Origin of the sequence: Pseudomonas sp. ANT_J12 (assembly GCF_008370045.1) — a bacterium.
Lineage (GTDB): Bacteria > Pseudomonadota > Gammaproteobacteria > Pseudomonadales > Pseudomonadaceae > Aquipseudomonas.
Window position 1 is genome coordinate 140353 of record NZ_VOBN01000004.1, and the last position, 17169, is coordinate 157521.

Here is a 17169-nt window from a genome sequence, read left to right on the forward strand (position 1 = left end):
AACGCCCATGCGCTTTCATCTCAAGGCCGTCGGCAAGGCAGGGGTGGTGTCGATGACCGTCGAGGCCCCCGGCCACAGCGAGGCCCGACGCATCGTCGAAGACCAGGGCTTGCGCGTGGTCAGTCTGCAAGCCGAACGACACTGGCGGGCCCTGCGCCTGAGCCAGCGCGAGACGTTCAACCTGGTGCTGTTCAGCCAGGAGCTGACCACGCTGCTCAACGCCGGCCTGCCGCTGATCGATGCCCTGGAAAGCCTGGCGGAAAAAGAAACCGCGCCCCAGGCCCGCAAAACCCTGAGCGAACTGGTGCGCCTGCTGTACGAAGGCAAATCGTTTTCCCAGGCCCTGGGCCAGTTGTCGGCGGTGTTCCCGCCGCTGTACGTGGCGCTGGTGCAATCCAGCGAGAAGACCGGCGCGGTGGGCGAGGCTCTCGGGCGTTATGTCAGCTACCGCCAGCGCATGGACGAGGTGCGGCAGAAGATCGTCAGCGCCTCGATCTACCCGCTGCTGTTGTTGATCGTTGGTGGTGGCGTGGTGCTGTTTCTGATGGGCTACGTGGTGCCGCGCTTCAGCCTGGTGTTCGAAGGCCTGGGCTCGAACCTGCCGTGGATGTCGCAGATCCTGATGAGCAGCGGCATGTTCCTCCACACCCATCAGCTGGAATTTTTCGGCACGCTCACGGCGATCATCGTCGCCCTCGCCTTCCTGCAGCGGCAACCGGCCTTTCGTCGGGGCGTGGACCGGCTGATCGAAAAACTGCCGGCCGTTCATCAGCGAATCTTTATGTACGAACTGGCGCGCTTCTACCGTTCCCTGGGGATTCTGCTGCAAGGCGGCATCCCGCTCGTCACGGCAATGGGCATGGTCCGCGGCCTGCTCACCGTGGCCTCGCGCTCGCGCCTGGACCAGGCCTGCGAGCGGGTGCGCGAAGGGCAATCGTTGTCCACCGCGCTGGAACTCAACCACCTGGTGACCCCGGTGTCCCTGCGCCTGCTGCGCGCGGGCGAGCAGTCCGGCAACCTCGGGCAAATGATGGAACGCAGCGCCGACTTCTACGACGAAGAAATCAGCCGCTGGCTTGAGTGGTTCGTACGCTTGTTCGAACCGCTGCTGATGACCTTCATCGGCCTGCTGATCGGCGTCATCGTGATCCTGATGTACATGCCGATCTTCGAACTGGCTTCAAGCATTCACTAACCCCACTGAATAAATCCGCGCGTTGCAGTGTTCACCGATTGAATGAAGCAGCACGTTGCATTGTTCATCCACGTTCCAATCTGAAATAAGAAGACGGAGAACGACATGCACATCAACAAGCTTTTATTGGCAGTAGCGATAGGCGCGGTGTTGTCGGCGTCGACCATTTTGATTCCGGACAGCCTGTCCGGTGTATCGAGTGCACAGGCCAAGGAAGGCGGTAGCGGTGGTGGTGGTCATGGAGGCAGTGGCGGTGGTGGTGGTGGCGGAAGTGGGGGTGGCGGCGGTAATGGCGGCGGCCACGGAGGAAGTGGTGGTGGCGGTAATGGTGGTGGCGGCGGCGGTGGGAATGGCGGCGGTGGTGGCAGCGGCAATGGTGGCGGCAATGGTGGCGGTCACGGCGGCAGTGGCAGTGGCGGCAGTGGTGGCAGCAGCGGCAGCGGTCACAGCGGCAGCGACCACGGGTCAGGACACACCGGGGACGCGGCGTCCTCCGGGCGCAATGGCACACATGCCGAGACGGGGGATGATCATGGGGTACACCGGGCGGGCGAAGTGGGCGATGACCACGGCGTGCATCGCGCCGGTGAAGTCGGCGATGACCATGGCGTCCACCGCGCGGGTGAAGTCGGCGATGACCATGGTGTCCATCGCGCGGGTGAAGTCGGCGACGACCATGGTGTCCATCGCGCCGGTCAAGTGGGTGACGACAACGGTGTCCATCGCGCCGGTCAAGTAGCCGATGACCGTGGCGTCCACGTCGGCGGCGAGCCGGGGGACGACAAACGGGTCAACTGATCCCCCCGAATCCCTGTAGGAGCGAAGCTTGCTCGCGAAGGCGATTTCACATTCAACAGGGATGTTGGCTGACACACCGCTTTCGCGGGCAAGCCTCGCTCCTACAAGGTGGGGTAATGAGACAGATCTATTTGGTTTTTTGGGCCGCTGCGCCGCCCTACGGGATGGTGCGGCATTCCGACAAGCCCCCCTCGCCACAAAAATGAGTGAAGTCACGTCAGGAAGAGGCCTACAGACATGGCAGATGTTTCGGGCTTTTTGGCGGTTGACTGCCCTGACCTCTCTCCCTATCCTCGCGCCCGTCACGACTCATTCGTGATCGGGTTTGACGGCTCGGCTTTTATCCAGGACCTTGCGCGGCTTTATGGCAGCTGTGCGTGGGGCACTTTCGAGTGCGCCGGGTTCCTGGACCGGTCCGTCAACCTGCGTACAGTTGCCACCTATTCGTTTGACGGCGATGACGTGGCAACTCCATTTTTCAGGAGATGCACATGACCCACGCAACCACAAAATCCACCCCGTTCGCCCCCTGCGATCACACCGACCACCACCTCTTCGCCGTACAACCCGACATCCCCCTGCTCGATGCCCTGGAACACGCCTCAATCTTCCTCAGCGGCGCCGAAGCCCTCGCCCATCAAGCCCCCAACGCCACCCGCCCGGAACATATCGCAACCCTGCGCTGGGCCAGCAAGCACCTGCTCGACACCGCGCGTTCGCTGGTACAAGCCTCAATCGATGGTTTGCACGCCGCGCAAGCGGGAGGTGAGGCATGAATCCGCATATGCCGATGACCAGCAATGAATCCGACACCCCGGTGTTGCTGGTGGCCACGCAGGCGCCGTTGGACGTTTTGCACTGCCAGGCCGCCGCGCGGTTTCTGGCGGGGACGCAGATGATGGAGAGTCTGGCCAGCCTCGATATCAGTCAGGCCAAGGGCGCCGATGTGCAGCAATTGGCGCTGGCGGCGGCGCTGTTGTTGCGCGATGGGTGTGATGTGATGGATGTGTTGGGGCGGCGGATTCGGGCTCGGGGTTAAACGCCGGGTTTGAGGCCAGCCGTTAGGGCCTCTTCGCGGGCAAGCCTCGCTCCTACACGGGGGATCGTCGTACACAACATCTGTGTTCACCGCCGATCCCTGTAGGAGCGAGGCTTGCCCGCGAAGGCGGCGTGTCAGCCAATATCCTTGTTGAATGTGAAACCGCTTTCGCGAGCAAGCTTCGCTCCTACAGGGGCATGGGCCCGGCGTTATAACGCGCCCTCGCGCTGATCCAGCCGCTCGCGCAAAAACTCGATAAACGCCTGCACCGGCCGCGAGCTTTGGCGATGCTGCGGGTACACCGCCGACAACGTCAGCGGCTCCGGCCGGAAATCCTCCAGCACCGGCACCAACCGCCCGTCCTTCAGCGCCGCGCCGACAATGAACGTCGGCAGGTAGGTAATGCCCATCCCGGCAATCGCGGCGTCCTTGAGCAATTCCCCGTTGTTGACCCGCATCCGCCCGGTGACATTGACGGTCAGCGGTTTGCCTTGCCCTTCGAACCGCCATTGCACCTGGCGCCCGTGGCCATACGGCAGGCAGTCATGGCTCAGCAGGTCTTCCGGTTTAACCGGGGTGCCGCGTTCGGCGAGGTACGCCGGGCTGGCGCAGTACACCCGCTGGATCGAGGCGATGCGGCGGGCGATGAGGGTCGAGTCTTCCAGCACGCCGATGCGCAGCGCCAGGTCGTAGCCTTCGCCGAGCAGGTCCACCGGGCGGTCGCTGAGGTCGACTTCCACGGTGACGTCGCGGTAGCGCTGCAAAAATACCGGCAGCAAACAACCCAGGTGCGCCAATGCAAACGACAGCGGCGCGCTCAGGCGAATGGTGCCGCGGGGTTCGGTGGTCTGGCCGGCGATGCCCTGCTCCACTTGCTCGACTTCGCTGAGCAGGCGCAGGGCGGATTCGTAGTAGCTCTGGCCCAGGGGCGTGACGTCCAGGCGTCGGGTCGAGCGATTGAGCAGGCGCACGCCGAGGCGTTCCTCCAATTGCATCAAGCGGCGGCTGACGAATTGCTTGGACAGGCCCAGTTGATCGGCGGCGGCGGTGAAGCTGCCGGAGTCCATCACCTGGCAAAAAATACGCATATCTTCGAACGGGTTCATTGTCACGTCCTGGTTGACAGTCAAACACTTTATAGCCGCTTTTTCCGATTCTGGCACCCCATTAATCTGTGTCCACGGTGCAGCGACAGCCGCTGCTCCGGAACCCGAACCCGCATTCGAATACACAAATTAAAAAGGATTTACGCCATGAACCTCGTCAAAAAGACCCTGACCGCTTCCCTCCTCGCCCTCGCCGTTGGCAACGCTTTCGCCGCTGGCAGCCCTGGCGTTGAACACACCACCCAGGCCTTCCTCGAAGCCCTCGCCGCTGGCGGTGGCAAACCCCTTGAACAACTGAGCCCCAAAGACGCCCGGGCGGTGCTGACCGGTGCGCAGAACTCGGTAAAAGTGGACTTGTCGGGTGTGGACGTCAGCGAGCGCGCGATCAAGGTCGGCGAGCAAACCATCAACCTGAAGATCGTCCGCCCGGCCAAGGTCAAGGGTGAGTTGCCGGTGTTCATGTTCTTCCACGGTGGCGGCTGGGTGTTGGGCGATTACCCGACTCACCAACGCCTGATCCATGATCTGGTGGTGGGCTCCGGCGCGGTGGCGGTGTATGTCGATTACACGCCATCCCCGGAAGCGCAGTACCCGACCGCGATCAACCAGGCTTACGCCGCGACCCGTTGGGTGGCTGAGCATGGCAAGGACATCGGAGTCGACGGCAAGCGCCTGGCGGTGGCCGGCAACAGCGTCGGCGGCAACATGGCGGCGGTCGTGGCGTTGATGGCCAAGGAACAGAAAACCCCGGCGCTGCGCTTCCAGGTGCTGATGTGGCCGGTGACCAATGCGCAGTTTGATAGCGGCTCGTACCAGCAATTTGCCGAAGGGCATTTCCTGACCAAGGGCATGATGAATTGGTTCTGGGACAACTACACCCAGGACGCCGGCCAGCGCGCACAGATCCACGCCTCGCCGCTGCAGGCCAGCGCCGAACAGCTCAAAGGCTTGCCTGCTGCGCTGGTGCAAACCGCCGAGTTCGACGTGTTGCGTGATGAAGGCGAGGCCTATGCCCGTCACCTGGATGCGGCCGGTGTGCCAGTGACGGCGGTGCGCTACAACGGGATGATTCATGACTTCGGGCTGTTGAACCCGCTGAGCCAGATTCCGGAAGTGAAAGCAGCGGTGCGGCAGGCGGCGTTGGAATTGAAGACGCATTTGAACTGAGTTGTCCTGACTCGCCACACTGCAATGTGTGGCGAGTCTGCAATGTGTGGCGAATCTGCTTTTGTGGCGAGGGAGCTTGCTCCCGCTGGAGGGCGAAGCACTCCCAAAAATGGGTGCTGACCGTGAAGATTTGGGGTCTGCTGCGCAGCCCAGCGGGAGCAAGCTCCCTCGCCACAAGCAAGCTCCCTCGCCACAAAAGCAGACTCGCCACAAGCAAGCCCCCTCGCCACAGTTATCACTCGGCACAAAACCGCCCCAACCCGTCGTCCGGAGTTCTCCCATGTCCCTCATCTACGACCATCCCCTGTCCTGGAGTGCCCTGTTGCTGGTGATCGACGCCCTGCTCTGGCACCTCTCGCCACTGCAGCACCGTGTCACCCGCATCGGCCTGCGCCTTGGGCTGTTCCTGATCTTCAGCGCGGTGATCATCAACGCCGGCGTCAGCCCGTTGCAGGCGCCGATCTTTGCCGATGACCGCGTGGCGCAACTCGGGGCCACGGCGTTGGGGATCGTCTGGTGGCTGTACGCCGCGCGGGTGCTGACCGAGGTGATCGGCCTGGTGCTGATGCGCCGCATCGGTCACAGCGGGCGGTTGTTGCAGGATGTCATTGGCGCACTGGTGTTTCTGGTGGCCATCGTCGCGGCGGCGGGTTATGTGCTGGAACTGCCGGTCAAAGGCCTGCTGGCGACCTCCGGGGTGGTGGCGATCGTGGTCGGCCTGGCGCTGCAAAGCACCTTGAGCGATGTGTTTTCCGGGATAGTGTTGAACACCACCAAGCCGTATCAGGTGGACGATTTTGTGGTGATCGACGGGGTGGAGGGCAAGGTGCTGGACATCGACTGGCGCGCCACGCATCTGCTTACCAGCGCCGGAACCACGGCGGTGGTGCCGAATTCGGTGGCGGCCAAGGCGAAGATCGTCAACCTGAGCTGGCCGAACAACATGCACGGGGTGTCGATCAGCATCCAGGTGCCCAACCATATTCGCCCGCGTCGGGTGCTGGATGCGCTGGATCGCACGCTTCAGGGCAGCAGCACGCTGTTGCTGAATCCGGCGCCGAAAGCGGTGTTGAAAGAGGCTGGCGAAACCATGTCCGAGTACGTGGCCAGCGGTTTTATCGCCGAGTTGGGCAAGAAGGCTGAGGTGCGCAATCAACTGTTCGACCTGGCCCATCGGCACCTGGAAGCGGCGGGTATTTCCCGGCAGCTCGATGGCGTCATCGAACCTTCAACCCGGGCCAGGGCGTTGCTGGATGAAGTGAAAATCTTCCGCTCACTGAGCGAGGATGAACGCGATCGACTGGCCCAGGCGATGGTGCCGCAGCAGTACGCGGCGGGTCAGGTGGTGCTTGAACTCAATGAAGTGCCGGACAGCCTGTTCGTCATTGCCACCGGTGTGGTCAGCGCCACCGTACCCGATGGAACCGGGCACACCGAAGCCGGGCGCATGGGGCCGAGCGAAGTCATGGGTGAACAGAGCATCCTCACGGACACACCGTCCCAGGCCAGCTTCACGGCGTTGACTTCGTGCATCATTTACCGGATCGACAAATCCCTGACTCGCGATTGCATGGCGCAACGGGGTGAGGTTGGACGGGCGTTGAATAAATTGCAGACGGTGCGCCAGCAGAACAGTCGGTTGGCGTTGATGGCCGTGCCGGTGCCGGTCAAGAAGGGAGGATTTCTGGGGTGGCTGCAAAACCGCTGATCCACCCCGCTTTTGTGGGTGGAGTGGCTTTTGTGGCGAGGGGGCTTGCCCCCGTTGGAGCGCGAAGCGGTCCCCGCAATGGAGAGTGCTGCGCACGCTAACGGGGGCAAGCCCCCTCGCCACAGAGACCGCGCTCGCCTTAAACCGTAAGCAAGAAAATGCCCGCGCAATGGCGGGCATTTTTTACGGTGTGGCTTATTTGGCAGTCAACGCCGAATAGCTGTTCATCAAGTTGCGATAGTTCGGGATACGCGGCGACAGCAGGTTCGCCAGGCCTTCCATGTCGTTGCGCCAGTCGCCTTGCAGCTCGCAGGCTACCGAGAACCAGTTGACCAGTTGTGCACCGGCCGCCGTCATGCGCGCCCAGGCGGCTTGTTGCACGGTTTCGTTGAAGGTGCCGGACGCATCGGTGACCACGAACACTTCAAAACCTTCAGCCAGGGCCGACAAGGTTGGGAACGTCACGCAGACGTCCGTCACCACACCGGCAATGATCAACTGCTTGCGGCCAGTCGCTTTGACGGCTTTGACGAAGTCTTCGTTGTCCCAGGCGTTGATCTGGCCGGGGCGCGGAATGTACGGCGCGTCCGGGAACAGTTCTTTCAACTCCGGCACCATCGGGCCGTTCGGGCCGCTTTCGAAGCTGGTGGTGAGGATGGTCGGCAGTTTGAAGAACTTGGCCAGGTCCGCGAGGGCCAGCACGTTGTTCTTGAATTCGTTGGGCGAGAAATCCTGCACCAGCGAGATCAGGCCGGTCTGGTGGTCAACCAACAGTACAACGGCGTCGTCTTTGTTCAGGCGTTTGTACGGAACGTTGCTCATGTGAAACTCCTCGGTAGTGGGATGGTGCTGTGGGCGCCGGCACGTTGGGCCGGCGCTTTTTTATGTGCATTTAGAAAGCAAAACACGAGCAGCCAAAGGCGCCCCAGAAGCCGGCGAAATCGCTGACTGGCGCATTCGACAGACGCGCCTTTTCGTGGCTGTGGGCGTGCACGCCACACGGCCCGCTGCAATGGTGAACCTGGGCCTGCATCGGCGAGGTCGGCCGCCAGTGGCCCGGGACTTTCACCACCGGCGACCAGTCCGGCAACACCGGTACGCTGGCCGGCCCGAGTTTTTCGAAGTCACCGGCGGCGTACACCACTTTGCCGCCGACCACGGTCAACACGGACTCGATCCACTTGATCGCTTCCTCGTCCACGCTGAAGAAGTCAGCGCTCAGGGCCGCGACGTCCGCCAGTTGCCCGACCTTGATCTGGCCTTTCTTGCCCTGTTCGGAGGAGAACCAGGCGCTGCCATGGGTGAACAGTTCCAGCGCGGTCAGCCGCGACAGGCCTTCGGCGTGCAACTCCAGACCGCCCACGGTGCGGCCGCTGACCATCCAGTACAGCGAGGTCCAAGGATTGTAGCTGGACACCCGCGTGGCATCGGTGCCGGCGCCGACCGGTACGCCCTCGGCCAACATGCGTTTGATCGGCGGCGTGGCTTCGGCGGCTTTGGCGCCGTAGCGCTCGACGAAATACTCGCCCTGGAACGCCATGCGGTCCTGAATCGCAATGCCACCGCCCAGCGCCCTCACCCGCTCGATGTTCTGCGGGGTGATGGTTTCGGCGTGGTCGAAAAACCACGGCAAACCGTTGAACGGGATGTCGCGATTGACCTTCTCGAACACGTCGAGCATGCGGCTGATGGATTCGTTGTACGTGGCGTGCAGACGGAACGGCCAGCGCTGTTCCACCAAGTGGCGCACCACCGGTTCCAACTCGGCTTCCATGGTTTGTGGCAAGTCCGGGCGTGGTTCGAGGAAGTCCTCGAAATCCGCCGCCGAGAACACCAGCATCTCGCCGGCGCCGTTGTGCCGCAGGTAGTCGTCGCCCTGGTGCAGGGTCACGCTCGACGTCCAGTTCTTGAAGTCGCTGAGTTCTTCTTTCGGCTTCTGCGTAAACAGGTTGTAGGCAATGCGGATGGTCAGTTGCTGGTCCTTGGCCAACTGCTCGATCACTTGGTAATCGTCCGGGTAATTCTGGAAACCGCCGCCGGCATCGATGGCGCTGGTCAGGCCCAGGCGATTGAGTTCGCGCATGAACTGGCGGGTCGAATTGACCTGATATTCCAGCGGCAACTTCGGCCCCTTGGCCAGGGTCGAGTAAAGAATCATCGCGTTGGGACGCGCCACCAGCATGCCGGTCGGGTTGCCGTTCGAATCGCGGACGATTTCGCCACCCGGTGGGTTCGGGGTATCGCGGGTGTAACCGGCAACACGCAGGGCGGCGCGGTTGAGCAAGGCGCGGTCATACAGGTGCAGCACGAACACCGGGGTGTCCGGCGCGGCCTGGTTGAGTTCTTCCAGGGTCGGCATGCGTTTTTCGGCGAACTGGAATTCGTTCCAGCCACCGACGACGCGCACCCATTGCGGGGTGGGTGTGCGGTCGGCCTGGTCCTTGAGCATGCGCAACGCATCAACCAGCGACGGCACGCCTTCCCAACGCAGTTCGAGGTTGTAGTTCAGACCGCCACGGATCAGGTGCAAGTGCGAGTCGTTGAGGCCGGGGATGACGCAGCGGCCCTTGAGGTCGATGACTTGGGTGCCCGAGCCGCGCAAGGCCATGGCCTCGGCGTCGGTGCCGACCGCGACAAAGCGCCCGTCCTTGATCGCCACGGCGCTGGCCAGCGGGTTTTCGCGGTCAACGGTATGGAATTGGCCATTGAATAGAATCAGATCGGCGTTCATCACGTTTCCTTAGGCTGTGTGGAATGGGACAACCAAGGCGCGAACAATCGGGTCGCCCTGGGCATGAACAGGTACACCACCGACACCACGATGGTCACGGTGATCAGGAACGTGGCGACCACGTAATTGGACAGAATCGGGTGCAGCTTGAGCAGCGGCCCCCAGAGCATCGGCACCAGCAAGGTGTGCGGCAGAATCACCAGCAACGTGACCACCGCCTGCTTCCAGCGCGGCGGCGGTGGCGACGCGGCATCGACCGTGGGCGCGAACCAGAATTCGTTGACCGGGTTGACTTCGGTCTGGTCGCCGTCGGCCAGCATTGGCGTGGCCTGGTTGACCAGCTCAAGGCGTTGCGGCGAATCGAGCCAGTGTTGCATCGCCTCGGTGGAGCAAAAACGCAGCACGCAGGTGTACATGTCGAGGCCCGCGTTTTTGCCGCGCATCACGTCCACGCCAAGGTGCCCTTCCTGCTGCCCGGCAATCGTCACGATATTGCGCAACCAGGCTTCGTAGGGCACCTCGAAACCGGCCTTGACCCGGTGCTTGATGATCAGGGTCACGATCTCATCGAAACCCGGTTTTGCGGCGGCGGCGTGGTTGGCGTCAGGCATAACGTAGAACTCCGGCGAATCGATCATTGAGCGCCAGCCGTCCCGGCCCGGCGATAAGGATGCTGGTGAACACAATCATCAGCAGCCAGCCGAACTGCCCTTCAAACAGGCTCCATTGCGGATGCACGACCACCAACGCCACCAGCAGCAGAAACAGAATAGGCAAACACGCCAACCGCACCAGCACCCCGGCGACGATCAGCAGCGGGCACAACACTTCGGCGAAAATCGCCAGGATCAGGGTGAGATTGGCGCCGAGGTGAAACGGGTCTTCGATCTGTTGGAGTTGCGCGCTGTAGTCCAGCAACTTGGGCAGACCATGCACCCACAACAGAAACAAGCCGCCACTGACCCGCAGAAACAGCAACCCCCAGTCCCGAGCCCGTTCATCCCATGCCGATGCGTTCATGGCCTGTGCCCCCCCTTGAGAAATCACCGGCATGGCTTCGCCGGCACTTGGTCTGATAGTGCCGGGGTCAGGTTTTTGAAAATTGGATGTACGTGCTCTTTTTGCGCGCAGGCTCAAACACCGATCCTTGTAGGAGCAAAGCTTGCTCGCGAAAGCGGTATGTCAGTCAATATTGATGGCGACTGACACTCCGTCTTCGCTTCTTCAGAGATCTTCATTGGCACAAATATTTCAAGTCCTGCACATTCCTGTGTTGACGTAGGTTAAGACCGGAACTTAGGCAGGGTTTTAAATATTTAGCGCTTCCAGCAAATGCCTGGATAAAAGTTGCCGCGATAAGTAGTACCGATATCCCACCTGTTAAAGGTAGAAAACAACAATAAGCCCGCAGCGTTTTGAGCCGGATAATCATGACCATTAAAATAGACAGCATCGATAGACGCTGCTCCAAACATCAATCTTAAAAACTGAAATTGCGCAGTACTTTCATCGTCCATGTAACTCCCCCACGCGTTGCGAACCCATTGATCCACCTGAGCAGGCAACTGAGGCGTCGGGTTGTACAAGATCTTGGTCACATTCGCCGTATTTACCGTAAATGATTTCTCCTGCCCGATGCTGTCGCGCACCGTGACCACGGCCGTGCCATTGCCCTCACTGATCACTTCCCCGTTGTTGTTCACCGTTGCGATCTCCTCATTGGAGATGCGATAGGTGTAAGGCGGTACGCCCCCCGAGGCCGGGCGCCATCCGGAACTGTCGGCCGGTTGGTAAGGAAGGCGCGACCAGGGCAGCCCCGAACCTTTGATCGAGAGCGTGATACCGGTCAGGTTAAGTGGCGATGTATCTATCACCAGTCCAGCACGGTTGAGATGGACATCGATATAAGCAATGTCAGACTCCCAGAAATTACCGAGTTGGTCGAAGACGGTATAAGAAAACGGCGTTCTTGGGCGATCACCCACCTGCCTGAAAAAATCGCTGAAATGTGTCTCAGTCGGCAGTGCTTCGCCAGGCGCCACCAGGCGCACCGGTGCATCTGTCGCTTCTGCGGTCAAGTAGATCGTGTCATAGGGTCGCGTGTCGGAGTAGTTGAAGCCGAACGTCACTCCTTGCGCCGCCCGCTCGGCATCCACTCCGTTGGCCAGCACATCGGCGGGTATGTCCAGCCTGGCCCTCGGATCACGTTCGCCGGGACCAAACGCGTGATACAGAACTCTCAAAATGTCCGAGGTCTCTGGATTGCCACTAGGGCGGGTCACCCTGTAATAAATCTCGTTGACCCCCCACGCAGCAAGCCCTGGGGGACATACAGCCGCATCCGAATATTTTCCTCGCCCGGCTGGATAGTGTGGCCATCCACCGGCATTGGCCGATTGCCGAGGTGCAAATCCACCCGGTCATCGACGGCCAACACAATGGACCCTAGCGTGGTCAGCGGATCGATCAGGCACATCAAGCCGCGCGGATCATCGTGATAAAGCTTTTTGGAGATGCCGCCATCCGCCAGACCTGCCGGCTGAACCGGTGAAACCCAGCCTTGAATAATGACGGGGAACAGCCGAAGCGGGCCGACGTGAGTGTGTATGTGCATTGGGTGGTGCATGCTCTGCTCCTTCGAAAGGATGAAACATGTGGAACTGGGGGACTATCAAACCCCCGATGTGGGCAGGTGGCTACTGTCAAAAATTACAGGTTGACGGCTTTTCTGGACGGACGGTCGTGTGTAACGCGACGACGAATGCAGCGGTAGCGGGCTTGCTCGCGAAAGCGGTGGGTCAGTCAATATTGATGGCGACTGACACTCCGTCTTCGCGAGCAAGCTTCGCTCCTACAGGGGATCTCGTTTGATCGTTCCCACGCTCCGCGTGGGAATGCAGCCCGGGACGCTCCGCGTCCCATCCAGCGCCGAACGCGGAGCGTCTGTGGAGGCATTCCCACGCGGGAGCGTGGGAACGATCAGGTCTGCGGGGGTACGGTTACGGGGTCGGGATGTTGAGGGGTTCGGACATGAACTGGCTGATGCGTGAGCGCAGCCATTTCTCGGCCGGGTCGTTGTCGTGCACGCCGCTCCAGGCCATCGATAACTGTGCCGCCTCGATTTCAAACGGTGGGTCTTCGGCGCGCAGTGCGCAGCCTTCGACCAGGGCACACGCGGCGTAGTCCGGGACGGTGGCGATCATTTCGGTGCCGGCGAGCAGTGCGCGCAAGCCGCTGAATTGCGGCACCCCCAGGACCACGCGGCGACTGCGGCCGATTTTGGCCAGATCGAGATCGATGTTGCCGCTCAGGTCACCAGAGAACGACACCATCGCATGGGGCCGTTCGCAGTATTCGTCCAGCGTCAGCGGGCCGGGCCGTTTGTCGCCGCGCAGGACTTTGCAGGGAATGTCCCGCAGTTTCTTGCGCTTGGCATTGGCCGGCAGATCAGTGGTGTAGCTCACGCCCACGGAGATTTCCCCCGACGCCAGCAACGCCGGCATCAGCAGGTAATTGGCTCGGCGCACCACGACGATGATGCCCGGCGCCTCTTCTCGCAACTGGCTCAACAACGGTGGAAACAGACCGAATTCGGCGTCGTCCGACAGCCCGATGCGAAACACGTCGCAGCTGCTGGCCGGTTCGAATTCCTTGGCCCGGCTGACCGCGCCGGAGATGACGTCCATCGCCGGTTGCAGCTCCTTGAGAATCGCCAGCGCCCGCGCCGTCGGCTCCATGCCGCGGCCGTTGCGCAGCAGCAACGGGTCGTCGAACAGATCGCGCAAACGCCCCAGCGCGGCACTCACCGCCGGTTGGCCCATGAACAGTTTTTCAGCGACCCGGGTCAGGTTCTTTTCGAACATCAGGGCTTCGAAAATCACCAGCAGGTTCATGTCGACGCGGCGCAGATCGTTACGGTTCATCAGCATGTTTTCCTTGTGGTTACACCGAAGCTAAGTGGCCAATGCAAACCCCTGTGGCGAGGGGGCTTGCCTGTGGCGAGGGAGCTTGCTCCCGCTTGATGCGCAGCACTCACAAAATCCGCATCGCGATAAAGATTTGGGGGCCGCTTCGCAGCCCAGCGGGAGCAAGCTCCCTCGCCACCGGTTTTGTATTACCCCTGACATTAAGCGCAGCGCTGAAACTCTACTCGATCAACGGCACTTTCGCCGCTCGTTTATACGGACCGTATTCCACCGGCACCCATTCAAAATGCTTGCCCTCGGCGGCGATATGACCGATGCCCGGGAACGGCAAGTGTGCGGCCGTGACCCAGGTCTTGCTGGTGGCGGCGTCGGTAAAGACCTGGTTGCGGCTCTTGATCGCCTGCTGGCTGTTGACGTCAAAACCGATCGACACTTCAGGATGCAGGAATTGCACCGCCAGGTTATGCACCAGATCGCCCATGAACAGAATGCTCTGGCCCTGGGAGGTGAAGCGATACGTGGTGCTGCCCGGTGTGTGCCCGGCTTCCAGCGTGGCTTCGACACCCGGCACCGGTGACTGGCCGGCGTCGAAGGTCTTGAAGCGGCCCGCCGCGACGTATGGAGCGGTCGAATCCTGGGCGATTTTGAAGTACGGCTTGGCGCCTTCAGGGGCCTTGGCGAGGGCTTGCGGGTCGAGCCAGTACGCGGCTTCGGCCTTGGCGGCATAAACGGTGGCGTTGGCGAAGACCGGTTTTTGCTGGGCGTCGACCAGACCGCACACATGGTCCAGGTGCAGGTGGGTCAGCAGGATGGCGTCGACCTGATCCGGCTGATAACCGGCGGCTTTCATGTTGTCCGAGAGCATGCCGGCGGTGGCGCCGATGCACTGCCCTGCCCCGGTGTCCACCAGGATCAGTTGCTTGCCGGTGTTGACCAGAAACGCATTGAACGCGGTTTGCACCCCCGGCGTTTCAATCGAGCGACGGGCCAACAGTGCGCGGATCTGACTCTGGGTCAGGCCCTTGAGCAGTTTCGGCGACAGGTCGTTGTAGCCGTCGAACAACGCCGTCACTTCGTAATCCCCCACCGCCAAGCGAAAGTAGCCGGGCGCCTGGGTGCCGACCTGCGCCGGAGCCGCCGCCATCGAAATCCCGGACGCCAGCGCAACCGCCAGGCCCAGTGTGCCAACCACAGAATGCTTCATGCCTTCACCTTTGATGTCGCCAAAGAAAGCGGCCCGCCGAGGCCCGCCATACGTCACCCATCTTGCACCGCCCCACCCCCCGCGCACTTGCAGCGATGTGCTGAGTTAGCGCGGTTCTCGCAAAAAACCGGGCAAGGAATTAACAACGTTTAACTCGCCTGCCAACGCCCCGCGGCCAAGAATGAAGCCCACTGCACACACCTGCTTTCTGCAAAAGGGAAGGTGCTGATCCACCGTGCAGTGCGCCCGCGCATTCCCACCGACACGGAACTTTGTCATGGCCCATGTTCAGCATTACGCCGTCAGGGCGTCCGCCACGTCGCCGCAAAAAACCAGCACCGGCGGCCTCGCTCCCTGGCGCGAAAACCTGGTCAAGCAACTGATCCTCGAACGCCTGAGCGACAGCCTGGAAGTGACCGAACTGGCGAATGCCTGCGCGTTGTCGCGCAGTCATTTTTCCCGCGCGTTCAAGTGCAGCACGGGGTTGTCACCACAGGACTGGATTCGTTGCCAGCGCATCGCCAAAGCCAAGCAATTGATTCGCGACACCGACCTGACCCTGACGCAGATTAGTCTGGAATGCGGATTTTGCGATCAAGCGCATTTTTGCCACATCTTCACCCGCAGCGAAGGGATCAACCCGTTTGCGTGGCGGTGCAAGGTGGTGCGCGGCCCTGCCTTCAACGCTTTTTTGTAGAAGCAAAGCTTGCTCGCGATGGCGACCTCAGGAACGCCATCGCGGGCAAGCCATGCTCCTGCAAGAGCCCGAAATCAGGCTTTGAGGAACGCCAGCAGATCTTCGTTGAGCTGATCCTTATGGGTATCGGTCAGACCATGGGGCGCGCCCGGATACACCTTCAGCGTCGAGCCCTTCACCAACCGCGCCGAAGCAATCCCCGCCGCTTCAATCGGCACCACCTGATCCGCATCCCCATGCACCACCAGGGTCGGCACGTCGAACTTCTTCAAATCCTCGGTGAAGTCGGTTTCCGAGAACGCCTTGATGCAGTCGTAGGCGTTCTTGTGGCCGGAACTCATGCCCTGCAGCCAGAACCAGTCGATCATGCCCTGGGAAGGCTTGGCGTCCGGTTTGTTGAAGCCGAAGAACGGGCCGGCGGCGAGGTCTTTGTACAGCTGCGAGCGGTCGACCAATGAGGCCTGGCGAATCCCGTCAAACACCTCAAGCGGCAGGCCGCCAGGGTTGGCTTCGGTCTTGAGCATCAGCGGTGGCACCGAGGAAATCAGCCCCGCTTTTGCGACCCGGCCCGTGCCGTGGCGGCCGATGTAACGCGCCACTTCGCCACCGCCGGTGGAGAAGCCGAACAGCACCGCATCCTTCAGGTCCAGCAACTCGATCAGTTGCGCCAGGTCGTCCGCGTAGTGGTCCATGTCATTGCCGTCCCACGGCTGGCTCGAACGGCCATGACCCCGGCGATCATGGGCGATGACCCGATAACCCTTGGACGCCAGGAAGATCATCTGCGCTTCCCAGCTGTCGGCGTTCAGCGGCCAGCCGTGGCTGAAGACGACGGGCTGACCGGTGCCCCAGTCCTTGTAGTAGATCTCGGTGCCGTCGCGGGTAGTGAATGTGCTCATGTGGCGTGCTCCTTTTTTGGGTAGATGGATCAAAGCGGTGAGTGATGCAGGCGCTCGGCCAGGCGTGCGACTCGCTCGCCCAGGTGCGCGGCGGTGCTGCGATCTTCGGGCGGTGGCGCGTCGTCGGGGGATTGCTCGACATTCGACTGGGCCATGGCGCCGAGGGAGCTGCCGAGGCGATTGAGTTGCCCGTCGAACAGGCCGGTGCTGCTGCGTGCGGGCAACAAGTCGAGGCCGACCCAGATCATCGAATGCTGGGCGGCGAACACCGCCATCTGCAGCAAGGTGTTGAGCTTGTCGCCACACAGGCACCCGGAATTGGTGAACCCGGCGGCGAGCTTGTCGCGCCACGGCTGGGCCAGGTAAAACGCCGAGGTGGCTTCCATGAAGTGCTTGAAGGACGCCGAGGCGCTGCCCATGTAGGTCGGGGCGCCGAAGATGATCGCGTCGGCCCGGTGCAGACGCTCCCATTGGGTGTTCACGTCCTCCACCGAAATCAGCCGGCAGGTGCTGCCCACGTGCCGTTCCACGCCCAGGGCCACGGCTTCGGCCATGACCCGGGTGTGCCCGTAGCCACTGTGATAGACCACCACCACATCGCTCATGCCGGCATCCTCCAGAAGTGTCCATTCCTTTTACAACGCGAAGACGAAGGTCTTCGTTGGACTTGAAGCGCTAGAGTTTTGGGCGTAGACGTGA

The 17169-nt window shown here is 61.6% G+C and carries 18 protein-coding genes; 7 read left to right on the plus strand and 11 right to left on the minus strand.

The window, feature by feature from the left end:
* The first annotated feature begins 7 nt into the window (after positions 1 to 7).
* The 4 genes from FQ192_RS11415 to FQ192_RS11435 all read left to right on the plus strand — a co-directional run bounded on the left by FQ192_RS11415 (position 8) and on the right by FQ192_RS11435 (position 3032).
* A complete protein-coding gene (locus tag FQ192_RS11415; protein ID WP_149658719.1) occupies positions 8 to 1195 on the plus strand; it encodes a type II secretion system F family protein in 1188 nt (395 codons plus the stop codon).
* Positions 1196 to 1300: 105 nt separating this feature from the next.
* A complete protein-coding gene (locus tag FQ192_RS34395; protein ID WP_256672261.1) occupies positions 1301 to 1993 on the plus strand; it encodes a hypothetical protein in 693 nt (230 codons plus the stop codon).
* Positions 1994 to 2484: 491 nt separating this feature from the next.
* Positions 2485 to 2769 carry a DUF3077 domain-containing protein gene (locus FQ192_RS11430; RefSeq protein ID WP_149658722.1) on the plus strand — a complete coding sequence of 95 codons (285 nt, stop codon included), beginning with the start codon at positions 2485 to 2487 and terminating at the stop codon, positions 2767 to 2769.
* Positions 2766 to 3032 (plus strand): short-chain dehydrogenase, encoded by a 267-nt coding sequence (locus FQ192_RS11435; RefSeq protein WP_149658723.1) that lies wholly within the window; start codon positions 2766 to 2768, stop codon positions 3030 to 3032. Before FQ192_RS11430 ends, FQ192_RS11435 begins: the two co-directional genes overlap by 4 nt.
* A 209-nt stretch (positions 3033 to 3241) precedes the next feature.
* On the opposite strand, the gene FQ192_RS11440 is transcribed toward FQ192_RS11435, so the two are convergent.
* A complete protein-coding gene (locus tag FQ192_RS11440) occupies positions 3242 to 4138 on the minus strand; it encodes a LysR family transcriptional regulator (RefSeq protein WP_149658724.1) in 897 nt (298 codons plus the stop codon).
* 147 nt (positions 4139 to 4285) lie between these two features.
* On the opposite strand from FQ192_RS11440, the gene FQ192_RS11445 reads away from it, so the two are divergent.
* Positions 4286 to 5305: an alpha/beta hydrolase gene (locus FQ192_RS11445; RefSeq protein ID WP_149658725.1), complete on the plus strand. Its 1020-nt coding sequence runs from the start codon at positions 4286 to 4288 to the stop codon at positions 5303 to 5305.
* Between the two features lie 280 nt (positions 5306 to 5585).
* Positions 5586 to 7013, plus strand: a complete 1428-nt coding sequence (locus FQ192_RS11450; RefSeq protein WP_149658726.1) for a mechanosensitive ion channel family protein — start codon at positions 5586 to 5588, stop codon at positions 7011 to 7013.
* Positions 7014 to 7208: 195 nt separating this feature from the next.
* Here the strand turns inward: FQ192_RS11450 and ycaC are convergent, their stop codons facing one another.
* The 8 genes from ycaC to FQ192_RS11490 form a co-directional block, all read right to left on the minus strand.
* The gene (gene ycaC / locus FQ192_RS11455) at positions 7209 to 7835 is read right to left on the minus strand and encodes an isochorismate family cysteine hydrolase YcaC (protein ID WP_123406586.1); all 627 of its coding nucleotides are present in this window, start codon (positions 7833 to 7835) and stop codon (positions 7209 to 7211) included.
* Positions 7836 to 7905: 70 nt separating this feature from the next.
* Complete coding sequence (locus FQ192_RS11460) at positions 7906 to 9744, minus strand: amidohydrolase (protein ID WP_149658727.1); 1839 nt, start codon at positions 9742 to 9744, stop codon at positions 7906 to 7908.
* Positions 9744 to 10355: an antibiotic biosynthesis monooxygenase gene (locus FQ192_RS11465; protein WP_149658728.1), complete on the minus strand. Its 612-nt coding sequence runs from the start codon at positions 10353 to 10355 to the stop codon at positions 9744 to 9746. Before FQ192_RS11465 ends, FQ192_RS11460 begins: the two co-directional genes overlap by 1 nt.
* Complete coding sequence (locus FQ192_RS11470) at positions 10348 to 10764, minus strand: DoxX family protein (protein WP_149658729.1); 417 nt, start codon at positions 10762 to 10764, stop codon at positions 10348 to 10350. The genes FQ192_RS11465 and FQ192_RS11470 overlap by 8 nt, the downstream gene beginning before the upstream one ends.
* Positions 10765 to 11060: 296 nt before the next feature.
* Positions 11061 to 12026 carry a hypothetical protein gene (locus FQ192_RS11475; RefSeq protein ID WP_149658730.1) on the minus strand — a complete coding sequence of 322 codons (966 nt, stop codon included), beginning with the start codon at positions 12024 to 12026 and terminating at the stop codon, positions 11061 to 11063.
* Entirely contained in the window at positions 12023 to 12370 is a 348-nt protein-coding gene (locus FQ192_RS11480) for a hypothetical protein (RefSeq protein WP_149658731.1), read from the minus strand. The genes FQ192_RS11475 and FQ192_RS11480 overlap by 4 nt, the downstream gene beginning before the upstream one ends.
* 373 nt (positions 12371 to 12743) lie before the next feature.
* Positions 12744 to 13667 (minus strand): LysR family transcriptional regulator, encoded by a 924-nt coding sequence (locus tag FQ192_RS11485; protein ID WP_123406592.1) that lies wholly within the window; start codon positions 13665 to 13667, stop codon positions 12744 to 12746.
* Positions 13668 to 13890: 223 nt separating this feature from the next.
* Positions 13891 to 14874: an MBL fold metallo-hydrolase gene (locus FQ192_RS11490; RefSeq protein WP_149658732.1), complete on the minus strand. Its 984-nt coding sequence runs from the start codon at positions 14872 to 14874 to the stop codon at positions 13891 to 13893.
* 277 nt (positions 14875 to 15151) lie between these two features.
* On the opposite strand from FQ192_RS11490, the gene FQ192_RS11495 reads away from it, so the two are divergent.
* Entirely contained in the window at positions 15152 to 15571 is a 420-nt protein-coding gene (locus tag FQ192_RS11495) for an AraC family transcriptional regulator (RefSeq protein ID WP_178129094.1), read from the plus strand.
* A 74-nt stretch (positions 15572 to 15645) separates the two neighbouring features.
* Here the strand turns inward: FQ192_RS11495 and FQ192_RS11500 are convergent, their stop codons facing one another.
* Both FQ192_RS11500 and FQ192_RS11505 read right to left on the minus strand, forming a co-directional pair.
* Positions 15646 to 16470: an alpha/beta fold hydrolase gene (locus FQ192_RS11500; RefSeq protein WP_149658733.1), complete on the minus strand. Its 825-nt coding sequence runs from the start codon at positions 16468 to 16470 to the stop codon at positions 15646 to 15648.
* Positions 16471 to 16499: 29 nt separating this feature from the next.
* Positions 16500 to 17075 carry a flavodoxin family protein gene (locus tag FQ192_RS11505; protein ID WP_149658734.1) on the minus strand — a complete coding sequence of 192 codons (576 nt, stop codon included), beginning with the start codon at positions 17073 to 17075 and terminating at the stop codon, positions 16500 to 16502.
* Positions 17076 to 17169: the final 94 nt, after the last annotated feature.